Source organism: Planococcus sp. APC 3900, from assembly GCF_030407735.1.
GTDB classification, from domain to species: Bacteria; Bacillota; Bacilli; order Bacillales_A; family Planococcaceae; genus Planococcus; species Planococcus notacanthi.
In genome coordinates, this window is sequence record NZ_JASDCT010000002.1 from 544,198 (window position 1) to 555,728 (window position 11,531).

At 46.1% G+C, this 11,531-nt stretch carries 9 protein-coding genes; 8 read left to right on the forward strand and 1 reads right to left on the reverse strand.

Going from position 1 to position 11,531, the window contains the following annotated elements; all coding sequences use genetic code 11:
• Positions 1-59: 59 nt before the first annotated feature.
• The 8 genes from QMA04_RS06665 (at position 60) to QMA04_RS06700 (ending at position 11,064) form a co-directional block, all read left to right on the forward strand.
• Positions 60-1,097, forward strand: coding sequence for an aspartate-semialdehyde dehydrogenase (locus QMA04_RS06665; protein WP_290184706.1), 1,038 nt, complete (start codon positions 60-62; stop codon positions 1,095-1,097).
• 128 nt (positions 1,098-1,225) lie between these two features.
• Complete coding sequence (locus QMA04_RS06670) at positions 1,226-2,893, forward strand: ribonuclease J (RefSeq protein WP_191714141.1); 1,668 nt, start codon at positions 1,226-1,228, stop codon at positions 2,891-2,893.
• A gap of 78 nt (positions 2,894-2,971) precedes the next feature.
• Positions 2,972-5,317 carry an FtsK/SpoIIIE family DNA translocase gene (locus QMA04_RS06675; protein WP_203339443.1) on the forward strand — a complete coding sequence of 782 codons (2,346 nt, stop codon included), beginning with the start codon at positions 2,972-2,974 and terminating at the stop codon, positions 5,315-5,317.
• Between the two features lie 175 nt (positions 5,318-5,492).
• Entirely contained in the window at positions 5,493-6,221 is a 729-nt protein-coding gene (locus QMA04_RS06680; RefSeq protein ID WP_191714143.1) for a GntR family transcriptional regulator, read from the forward strand.
• 47 nt (positions 6,222-6,268) lie between these two features.
• The gene (locus QMA04_RS06685; protein ID WP_203339444.1) at positions 6,269-7,342 is read left to right on the forward strand and encodes a BMP family lipoprotein; all 1,074 of its coding nucleotides are present in this window, start codon (positions 6,269-6,271) and stop codon (positions 7,340-7,342) included.
• 162 nt (positions 7,343-7,504) lie between these two features.
• Positions 7,505-9,064, forward strand: coding sequence for an ABC transporter ATP-binding protein (locus tag QMA04_RS06690; RefSeq protein WP_191714145.1), 1,560 nt, complete (start codon positions 7,505-7,507; stop codon positions 9,062-9,064).
• Positions 9,054-10,103, forward strand: coding sequence for an ABC transporter permease (locus QMA04_RS06695; RefSeq protein ID WP_191714146.1), 1,050 nt, complete (start codon positions 9,054-9,056; stop codon positions 10,101-10,103). Before QMA04_RS06690 ends, QMA04_RS06695 begins: the two co-directional genes overlap by 11 nt.
• A gap of 1 nt (position 10,104) precedes the next feature.
• On the forward strand, positions 10,105-11,064 hold the full coding sequence (locus QMA04_RS06700; RefSeq protein ID WP_191714147.1) for an ABC transporter permease: 960 nt from the start codon (positions 10,105-10,107) through the stop codon (positions 11,062-11,064).
• Here the strand turns inward: QMA04_RS06700 and QMA04_RS06705 are convergent.
• Positions 11,048-11,206 carry a hypothetical protein gene (locus tag QMA04_RS06705; RefSeq protein ID WP_290184649.1) on the reverse strand — a complete coding sequence of 53 codons (159 nt, stop codon included), beginning with the start codon at positions 11,204-11,206 and terminating at the stop codon, positions 11,048-11,050. The two genes, QMA04_RS06700 and QMA04_RS06705, sit on opposite strands and share 17 nt — an antisense overlap.
• Between the last annotated feature and the right edge of the window lie 325 nt (positions 11,207-11,531).

The window sequence follows — 11,531 nt, forward strand, 5'->3', positions numbered from 1 at the left end:
GCTCCTTTAGCAGGGTAAATTATGTTACAATAATTCAAATCAACATTGAAGGAGCGAATATTGTGAAAACATTCAACGTAGCGATAATGGGAGCAACAGGTGCAGTCGGCCAGCAAATGACAGAGCAATTGGAGAAACGGAATTTTCCTATAAAAGACATTGTCTTTTTGTCTTCAAGCCGATCTGCCGGAAAAGAGATTACATTCAATGGCCAGACTTTCACCGTTCAGGAAGCCAAACCTGAATCATTTGAAGGCATTGATATTGCCTTATTCAGCGCAGGAGGAAGTGTTTCAGAAAAATTCGCCCCTGAAGCGGTTAAGCGTGGTGCCGTTGTTATAGACAATACCAGCGCGTTCCGTATGGACAAGGAAGTGCCTTTAGTTGTTCCTGAAGTGAATAAAAGCGATCTTTCTCTCCATAAAGGAATAATTGCCAATCCAAACTGTTCTACAATCCAGATGGTCTGTGCATTGCAGCCATTAAAAGAACTGTTTGGCATGACGAAAGTGGTGGTTTCCACTTATCAGGCAGTATCGGGAGCGGGAATTGATGCCATCAATGAATTGAAAGAACAAGCTGGCGACTTTGACAACGCAAAAACAGCTGATGCAAAAATGCTGCCGGTTAAATCGGCTGAACGCCATTACCCGATCGCTTACAATGTAATTCCGCAAATTGATCAATTCACCGACAACGGTTATACATTCGAAGAAATGAAAATGATCAACGAAACGAAAAAAATCATGCACGATGATTCCCTGGCAGTCGCAGCGACATGCGTACGCTTGCCGGTGGTCACAGGGCATTCTGAATCGGTTTATGTGGAACTCAAAGAAGCGGCAACTATTGAGCAGGTCAAGCAGGCAATTTCGCAAGCACCAGGCGTGGAACTGATGGACGATCCATCAAACCAGCTGTACCCGATGCCTTTGATGACTGCAGGGCTTGATGAAGTATTTGTCGGCCGTATCCGCCAGGACCTGGACAATCCAAATGGTTTCCACTTATGGGTCGTTTCAGATAACCTGGTCAAAGGCGCAGCACTGAACTCGGTTCAGATTGCAGAAGCCCTGATTGAAGAAAATATCATTTAATCCCGAACGGCAATCGAAAAAAAGAACCGGCCATTGCGCCGGTTTATTTTTTTCTTTGGACTGTTTCCGGTGATTCCCGTATAATGAATTCTATGGATGTGTACGGGTGAATTTTAGGAGGAAATAAATTGAGTAAAATTAAAAATGAAGTAATAAGAGTTATCCCTTTAGGCGGAGTCGGCGAAATCGGCAAAGCAATGTACGTAATAGAAATTGATGAAGATCTTTTCGTTGTGGACAGCGGTTTGATGTTCCCGGAAGATGAAATGCTGGGTGTCGACATCGTCATTCCGGATATGACTTTCCTGGAAGAAAACAAAGACCGTGTCAAAGGAATCTTTTTGACTCACGGCCACGAAGATGCGATTGGTTCAATCGCTTATTTACTGAAGAAGATCCAAGCGCCGGTCTACGGATCGAAATTGACAATTGCGTTAGCCAAAGAACATATTAAAGAACAAGGTTCTTTAAAACATGTCAAGTTCTTTGAAGTAACCAATAAGAGCCGCATGAACTTCGACAAAACACATGTGACGTTCTTCCATACGACACATAGTATTCCTGACGCATTTGGGATCGTCTTCCACACATCTGAAGGCGCAATCGTGCATACAGGCGAATTTAAATTTGATCAGTCAGCTAAAGGCAGTTACAAGCCCGATATCGCAAAAATGGCGAAATTAGGGGAAGACGGCGTATTGATGCTGCTGTCCGACTCTACTGAAGCTGAACGCCCAGGATATACAACTTCGGAAATTGTGGTTGCAGACCATATCCTGTCGGCATTCCTTGCTGCTGAAGGCCGTGTACTGGTATCCCTTTATTCATCAAACTTTATTCGTATCCAACAGGTATTCGATATCGCGGCAGCGACAGGCAAAAAAGTCGCTGTAGCCGGAAGAAGTCTGGAGAGCAGCTATGAAGTCGGCCTGCGCCTAGGCTACTTGACAGTCGACGAAGATACAGTCATTTCCCTGAAAGACCTGGAGAACTACCGTGATGACGAAGTGGTCATCATTGTTACCGGTAACCAAGGGGAGCCGCTTGAAGCTTTGGACAAAATGGTCCGCAAGCAGCACAAAGACGTAAAAATCAAAGAAACAGATACAGTATTAATTACATTCACACCATCACCCGGTATGGAAGTTCCAATGTTCCAAACAATGAATAAGTTGGCGAAAGCCGGCGCAAATGTTTTGACCGCCAGCAAAAAAGTCCACGTATCAGGACACGGCAGCCAAGAAGATCTTAAAATGATGCTGAACATGATGAAGCCGAAATATTTCATTCCGATCCAGGGTGAATACAAAATGCTGATTGCGCATTCTAAATTGGCGCAGCAGGTCGGCTTGCATAAGTCTGAAATCTTTATCGCCGATAAAGGCGATATCGTGGAATACAAAGAAGGCAAAGTCCGGATGAGCGGGCGCGTTACTGCCGGCAATGTACTTATTGATGGAATCGGCATCGGCGACGTAGGCAATATCGTTCTGCGTGACCGTAAGCTATTGTCCCAGGATGGGATTTTCATCGTTGTGGTTACGCTGAACCGCAAAGAGAAGAAAATCGCTTCCGGCCCTGAAATGATTTCACGCGGTTTTGTCTATGTCCGTGAATCAGAAGAGCTGATGGATGAATCTACAAGACTTGTACGCAAGGTCGTTGAAAAATATGTCACCAGAGACGCATTCGAATGGAATAACATCAAGCAGGAAATTCGCGATACATTGAATTCCTACCTATTCCAGCAAACGAAGCGCCGTCCGATGATCATCCCGATAATTATGGAATACTAAGAAAAAAGCAAAAGGATTTCCATACCGATCTAATCGGAGGGAATCCTTTTTCGATTATGGAAGAAAAGAGGGATCGCTATGACCAGGGCTCGTACAACTACGAAAGCAAAACCAAAAGCGAGAGCAAAAGCAAAACCGCGGCAAAAGCCGAAAAATAAAAAAAAGCAGCCGATGCCGATGATCGCTTATGAAGTGATTGGTTTGGTACTGCTTGGAATCGCCGTGTTGATGGTGTTCCAGTTGGGCGTCATCGGCAAGATGTTCTACAATTTAGCTGAGTTTATCGGTGGCTATATGGCCTTCCTGATTCCACTGGCAATTGTCTATGTCGCGATCTATGTAATGGTTAAGCGGAAATGGCCAAAGCCAAGACTGAAAGTGGCAACAGGAGCCGGCTTTATCCTGATCGGCATTTTGTTGATTTGCCATTTAATCTGGGCGGCCGGATCCATCCTGCCGATTACATCAGCCAATGTCATTTCTGAAACCATTCGCCATACGCAAATGACCGGCACAATCTGGACTACGTATTTGGCGACAGGCGGCGGAATCGTCGGTGCCTTTTTATATGCGCTATTGCATGTGTTGTTTGATACAGCGGGAACTTGGATCGTCGCGATTATCCTGATGTCGATTGGTGCCATCATCTTGACAGGAAAAGCGGCCGCACCGTTTATTGCCGAAAAAATTCCAAGTGCACGTCCGGCAATCGATTCGCTGATGAATCGTTTCCAGCGGAATGAGCCGAAAAAACTGCGCGCTCCGCGCAAGAAATCAGCACCTGAACAAGTGCTGGAAATCAATGAATCCCTGGCTTATGAAGAAGAGGAAGAAGAAGACCTTCTGTACCGCCCACAGCCTGAAGAACCGATCATATCGGCATTTACTGAAAACGTGAAACCCAAACAGCCGGAAGTGCAGAACGTGCCTGCTGCGGAAACTGCTGCAGAACCGGACACCGGTGATATCCAGTTGATGTCGACTGCAGAAGAACTGGAAAACGAAGAATACCAGCTGCCGCCTCTCAGCTTGTTGACACTGCCGCCGCACCACGACCAAAGCGGCGAGTATTCAGGCATCCAGAAAAACGCCAAGAAACTTGAGAAAACGTTCCAGAGCTTCGGCGTCCGTGCGAAAGTGACGCAGGTCCATTTAGGGCCAGCTGTGACTAAGTACGAAGTGCTGCCCGATACCGGCGTCAAAGTCAGCAAAATCGTCAGCCTGCACGACGATTTGGCATTGGCCTTGGCTGCGCGCGATATCCGGATTGAAGCGCCGATTCCCGGAAAATCCGCAATCGGCATTGAAGTGCCAAACACGGAAGTCTCGATTGTCAGTCTTCGTGAAGTGCTGGAATCGGAAGAAAACAACCGGCCTGATGCTAAATTGCTGTTTGCCTTAGGCAGAGATGTTACAGGCCAAGCAGTGATGACAGAATTGAATAAAATGCCGCATCTGCTCGTTGCCGGATCAACAGGAAGCGGGAAGTCGGTGTGCATCAACGGCATCATCACCAGCATCATCATGCGGGCAAAGCCGCATGAAGTGAAAATGATGATGATCGATCCGAAAATGGTGGAGCTGAACGTCTATAATGGCATTCCACATTTGTTGGCACCGGTTGTCACAGATCCGCGGAAAGCGGCACAAGCGTTGAAGAAAATCGTTTCGGAAATGGAAAGAAGATACGAACTGTTTTCTCACACCGGAACTCGCAATATCGAAGGATACAATGAATACGTACGGGTCTTCAATGAGGAAAATGAAGACAAGCATCCAAAGCTGCCGTTTATCGTCGTCATTGTCGATGAGTTGGCTGATTTGATGATGGTTGCTTCAAACGAAGTGGAAGACGCCATTACTCGCCTGGCACAGATGGCGCGTGCAGCAGGGATCCATTTGATCATTGCGACACAGCGCCCGAGCGTCAACGTCATCACTGGCGTCATCAAGGCGAATATTCCATCACGCATCGCTTTTGCGGTGTCATCTTCCATCGATTCACGGACAATCCTGGATATGGGTGGAGCTGAAAAATTACTAGGACGCGGGGATATGTTATTCCTTGGAGCAGGCCAATCAAAACCGGTCCGTGTGCAAGGGGCATTCCTGTCAGATTCAGAAGTTGAAAAAATTGTTGACTTTGCAATTGAGCAACAAAAAGCTCAGTACCAGGAAGACATGATTCCAAGTGAAATCGACGAGACCAAAATCGATGAAGAAACAGATGAAATCTATGATGATGCGGTCCAGTTGGTGACAGAAATGCAGACAGCTTCGGTTTCCATGCTGCAACGACGCTTCCGTGTGGGCTACTCGCGTGCTGCCCGCATCATAGACCAAATGGAGCAGCGGGGAGTCGTCGGACCTTATGAAGGCAGCAAACCGCGGACAGTGTTAGTTCCAAAGCAGGAAGAATATTGAGTAATTTGGGTTTTTTTGTGACAAAATGATTAGTATTTTTGAATATAGGGAAATGAAAATTCGCTAAATTCGACAAATTGCTATTTATTTCATTTCTAATAAGTGGTATAGTAATTTTGATTAGTAGGAATGTTTTACATCAGATGTCTGATCTCTGTCATGGGTGGTGAATCATATGACAATTAAATCGGATCATCGTGCTTTGTACCTTCAGGTTATTGACCGAATGAAGCAGGATATTGCTGCGGGCGTCTACAAAGAAAAAGAGAAGTTGCCGTCCGAATTCGAATTGTCAAAAACCCTGGGAGTCAGCCGGGCGACTTTGCGAGAAGCGCTGCGGCTGTTGGAAGAAGATAATATCATCGTCAGACGCCACGGAGTCGGCACATTCGTCAATTCAAAGCCTGTTTTCACATCTGGGATTGAACAATTGACGAGTGTGTCCGATATGATCCGTCAGGCAGGAATGGAACCCGGCGCTATCTACTTGAGCACGTCGGAGACCCTTTCTTCTGAGGAAGATATAAAACGCTTTCATTGCACCGCCGATGATACTGTCATTACAATTGAACGCGTTCGCACGGCAAACGGAGAGCCTGTCGTTTACTGCATCGACAAGGTGCCTTCGGACTATTTGCCTGCAGATTTTTTAGGGCGCAAGGAAAGTTCCATTTTTACAGCGATTGAAGAATCCGGCGATATTCATATTTCCTACGCGGTGACGTTCATTGATCCGACTGGGTATCATGAAGATGCTTCTCCAATCCTGGAATGTGAACCGGAAACGGCTTTACTGGTATTAAAACAGCTCCATTACGATGAAGACGATCGATTGGTGCTTTATTCAAAGAATTACTTCAGAGCTGATAAATTTAGCTTTCATGTGGTTCGCAAACGCGTGTAAAACATCAAATTCCTGCTAATATCAAAAAAACCTTGGGGGTTATTACATTGACAAAACGTAAATTTGGTCTAGGTTTATCATTAATGCTTGCTGCTGGTACGATGCTTGCTGCCTGCGGAAGCGAAGAAGATACTTCAACAGGTGAAACTGGCGGAGGAGAAGGCACGGAAGAAGCTGCTGATTTCTCGGTTGCCATGGTTACAGATGTTGGCGGTGTGGATGATAAATCCTTCAACCAATCTGCTTGGGAAGGGGTCCAGCAATTTGGTGAAGAAAATGGCCTTGAAAAGGGCGATGGTGGCTTTGACTACCTTCAATCTGCATCAGATGCGGATTACAACACCAACTTGAACAACTTGATCCGCCGTGATTTTGATGTCGTCTTCGGTATCGGCTACCTTATGGAAGGTGCTGTAGCAGAAATTGCTGAGCAGCAGCCGGAAGCTCAAATCGCCATCATTGATGCGGTAGTAGAAGCTCCAAACGTTGCAAGTGTCCTGTTCAAAGAGCAGGAAGGCGCATTCCTTGCGGGTGTAGCAGCAGCTCTAATGACAGAAACGAAAAAAATCGGATTTGTCGGTGGGATGGAAATTCCAGTAATCGAACGTTTTGAAGCAGGATTCCTTGAAGGGGTTGCAGCTGTAGACGAAACAGTTGAAGTCGATGTTCAATATACAGGGGCTTTTGATAAAGCGGAATTAGGTAAAACAACTGCAAACCGTATGTACTCAGCTGGAGCTGATATCATTTTCCACGCAGCTGGCGGTACTGGGAACGGTGTATTCACTGAAGCAAAAGAACGCAAAGAAGCAGATCCGGATGCAAACATCTGGGTTATCGGCGTAGATGCTGACCAATACGATGAAGGCCAAACTGGCGATGCCAACGTAACTTTGACATCTGTATTGAAAGGTGTAGACAAAGCAGTAATCAACATTTCTGAACAGGCAATGGCTGGAGATTTCCCAGGTGGCGAAACAATCACTTACGGCCTTGCTGATGATGGTGTAGGCCTTGCGGATTCTCGTGGAGCAATTCCAGAAGATGTGATGACTAAAATCGAAGAATTTAAAAAACAAGTTATCGATGGCGAAATCACAGTACCAGAAAAAGTAGAGTAACAGTCACTCAGAAACACGGTCATCATAAAGACCGGGTCAACCGGTCTTTATGATTTTTTTTATCTAAAGAAGGAAGTTAATAGATGAAAGGCTTTTGGCAACGGAAGCCTTTCCTGTATTAATTAAATAAAAGAAGTCAGCAGTTTCGAGGGAGTGACAACAGTGGAATATGTAATTGAAATGCTGAATATCCGTAAAGAGTTCGGTACGTTTGTCGCAAATGACAATATTACGCTGCAACTGCAAAAGGGAGAAATTCACGCATTATTAGGGGAGAACGGCGCAGGGAAATCGACGTTGATGAACGTCTTGTTCGGTTTGTACCAGCCGGAAGGCGGAGAAATCCGGGTTCGGGGCAAGAAAGTGGATATTGCCAATCCGAATGTCGCAAACGATCTGGGAATCGGAATGGTCCATCAGCATTTCATGCTGGTCGAAAACTTTTCGGTCACCGAGAACATCATCTTGGGCAGTGAGCCAACCAAATACGGCATCACCAATAAAAAAGACGCGGCCAAGAAAGTTCAAGCGTTATCTGAACAATATGGGTTGAACGTAGATCCGTATGCGATTATTGAAGACATTTCTGTAGGCATGCAACAACGGGTCGAAATATTGAAGACTTTGTACCGCGGAGCCGAAATTTTGATTTTTGATGAACCGACTGCTTCCCTGACACCTCAGGAAATCACGGAATTGATTCAAATCATGAAAAGATTGATTGCTGAAGGAAAATCAATTATTTTGATTACCCATAAACTAAAAGAAATCATGGATGTGTCGGACCGGGTTACGGTTATTCGCAAAGGCCAGGGAATTGGCACAGTCATCACTTCAGAAACAAATCCAAATGACCTTGCGTCGTTGATGGTTGGTCGGCAAGTGGAATTCACCACCGTTAAAGGGCAAGCTTTCCCAGGCGAAGAAGTCTTGGATATTAAAGATTTGGTCGTCCAGGATTATCGCGGGATCGATAAAGTGAAAAGCTTGAATCTGAACGTTCGCAAAGGTGAAATTGTCGGAATTGCGGGAATTGATGGGAATGGCCAATCCGAATTGATCGAAGCCATAACTGGCCTTCGAAAAGTGAAAAGCGGCACTATTTTTGTCAATGGCAAAGACGTCACGAATATGAAACCACGCAAAGTGACAGAAACGGGAGTCGGCCATATCCCCCAGGATCGCCATAAGCATGGCCTTGTACTGGATTTCCCGGTAGGCCATAACATTTCACTTCAAACGTACTATACAAAACCCATCTCTAAATCAGGAATTATTGATTACAATAAAATCAATGAGAAGGCGCTTCAAATTATCAAGGATTTTGATGTCCGGACGCAAGGACCGTCAGAATTAGCCCGTTCACTATCGGGAGGAAATCAGCAAAAAGCCATTATCGGACGCGAAGTAGACCGCAATCCGGATCTATTGATTGCAGCGCTGCCGACACGGGGGTTGGATGTCGGTGCAATCGAGTTTATCCATAGCCGCTTGATTGAACAGCGTGACAACGGCAAAGCCGTTCTATTGATTTCGTTTGAACTCGACGAAGTCATGAACGTTTCAGACCGTATTGCTGTTATCCACGACGGAGAAATTGTGGATATTGTCACGCCTGAAACCACCACTGAGCAGGAATTGGGCTTGTTGATGGCAGGACACACCGGTCACAAAGATACACAGGATTTGACGAAGAAAGGTGAGGATCAGCATGTCGAATAGAGCGACCAATCTCCTGGTCCCCATCGTTTCCGTTATTTTAGGATTGCTAGTCGGTGCAGTGATCATGCTGGCCAGCGGCTATAATCCATTGGAGGGCTATGCCGCCCTTTGGAACGGAATTTTTGGAGACATGTATACGATCGGAGAAACGATTCGCCAAATCACTCCTTATTTACTGGCCGGTCTGGCAGTTGCTTTTGCGTTCCGCTCAGGACTTTTTAACATTGGTGTGGAAGGGCAACTGATCGTTGGCTGGTTTGCTGCGGCGTATGTCGGAGTAGCCGTCGAATTGCCGAAGATCATCCACTTGCCATTAGCCATTATCGCAGCAGCAGTAGCTGGAGCTTTATGGGGCTTTGTGCCAGGTCTTTTGAAAGCGAAATTCCATGTCCATGAAGTAATTGTCACAATCATGATGAACTACATCGCTTTGCATGTTACAAATGCATTGATTCGGACCGTTTCTGATGGCGGTGACCGCACAGAAAGCATTTTTGCAAGTGCTTCCCTGCGCTCAGAGTTTTTAGAGAATCTGACGGAATTTTCGCGTCTGCATCTGGGAATTGTCATTGCTTTGCTTATGGTCGGTGTCATGTGGTTCATTTTGGAGAAAACAACGCTCGGCTTTGAGCTGAAAGCTGTTGGATTTAACCAGAATGCTTCTCAATATGCCGGCATGAATGTCAACAAAAACATCATTCTCGCCATGGTCATTTCAGGGGCGTTTGCTGGATTGGGTGGAGCGATGGAAGCACTTGGAACATTCGAGTACGTTTCTTCCAAGGGTGGATTTACCGGAATCGGTTTTGATGGAATCGCCGTTGCCTTGCTCGGCATGAATACGCCACTGGGTGTCATCTTCGGTGCAACCTTGTTCGGTTCCTTGAAATATGGAGCTTTGAATATGCCGAACGCTGCCGGTATTCCAATTGAGATTGTAGAGATTGTAATTGCGGTTATCATCTTCTTTGTAGCTTCAGGCTACATCATTCGCTTGCTGCTGCTCCGCGCATCAGCTAAGAAGAAGGAGGCGAAGTAATATGAGTTTCCTTGACGTTCTATACTTCATCATTCCTTCAGCGATCTTCTATGCAGCGCCACTGATCTTGGTGGCGATCGGCGGTGTCTTCTCGGAAAGATCGGGTGTTGTCAACATCGGCCTTGAAGGGCTGATGGTCATTGGTGCGTTTGTCGGGATTTTGTTCAACTTATTGTTTGCCGATACGTTCGGCGCAGCCACACCTTGGATTTCATTGATCGCCGCCATGGTTGCCGCATTGCTGTTATCTCTATTGCATGCAGTTGCATCCATATCATTCCGCGCAGATCAGGTAGTATCAGGTGTTGCCATCAACTTATTGGCAGTTGCGTTGTCTTTGTATCTGGTGAAAAGAATTTTCGATAAAGGGCAGACAGACTTTATCACTGAGCGCTTTTCGCGCTACAATGTTCCGTTCCTTTCGGACATACCGGTTATCGGTCCATTATTCTTTACTTCTGTTTACAATACATCGTTCTTCGCGATTGGGGTTGCCTTTGTAGCCTGGTTCATCATCTATAAAACGCCGTTCGGCTTGCGCTTGCGTGCTGTAGGTGAGCACCCAATGGCAGCGGATACGATGGGAATCAATGTAGCGAAAATGCGTTATGTCGCGGTTATGATTTCCGGTGCGTTAGCGGGAATCGGTGGTGCAATCTATGCGCAGACCATCACCAATGATTTTGGCCATGCCACAATCAATGGCCAGGGCTTCATGGCGCTGGCAGCGATGATTTTCGGTAAATGGCATCCGCTTGGTGCAATGGGAGCTGCTTTGTTCTTCGGATTCGCGCAATCCTTGAGTATCGTCGGATCATCTATACCGATAATCCAGGAAATTCCGAATGTGTTCCTATTGATTTTGCCGTACGTCTTGACGATCTTTGCACTAGCCGGATTTATCGGACGCGCCAATGCACCACTGGCGAACGGAAAACCATATATCAAAGGACAACGATAAAGTATTTTAAAAGGGGCTGTCCCAAAAGGTCATGAAAGATGACTTTTGGTGACAGCCCTTTTGTCGTTCCCGAAAGACCTGGCTGATGTCCAATGCGGCGGATGCGTTCCGCGGGCACGTCTTCTGCCGCTTTCCTTTCCATCAGCCGGCTGCTCTCAGAAAACGTATTCCTACATCCAAAAATAACCGGAGAGAAAGGCTTTTTATCTCTCCGGCCATGTTATTTTAGAGACTTACGAAAAAGCCACTTTTTATTGTATGCCGATCCAGTCGCTTTCGCTTTTCTTATGATCCAGCTCCGACGCCCGGTCCCTCGAGGTCGCTTCAGACTTGCTGATGATGGCAAAAAGCGCCATTAACAGCAAATCCTTCAGCGCTTGTCAGGGCGAATACGGGCATCTTCGCTTTTCTTTATTTGCAATTAACGGAAAAGGTTCGGTATAGTTAGAACATGAACGACGAGAGGG

What these genes read in the sequence shown, in the direction of transcription:
- QMA04_RS06680 (WP_191714143.1), top strand. Translation starts at nt 5,493, where the DNA reads ATGACAATTAAATCGGATCATCGTGCTTTGTACCTTCAGGTTATTGAC.
- QMA04_RS06675 (WP_203339443.1), top strand. Translation starts at nt 2,972, where the DNA reads ATGACCAGGGCTCGTACAACTACGAAAGCAAAACCAAAAGCGAGAGCA.
- QMA04_RS06705 (WP_290184649.1), bottom strand. Translation starts at nt 11,206, where the DNA reads ATGGAAAGGAAAGCGGCAGAAGACGTGCCCGCGGAACGCATCCGCCGC.
- QMA04_RS06695 (WP_191714146.1), top strand. Translation starts at nt 9,054, where the DNA reads ATGTCGAATAGAGCGACCAATCTCCTGGTCCCCATCGTTTCCGTTATT.
- QMA04_RS06700 (WP_191714147.1), top strand. Translation starts at nt 10,105, where the DNA reads ATGAGTTTCCTTGACGTTCTATACTTCATCATTCCTTCAGCGATCTTC.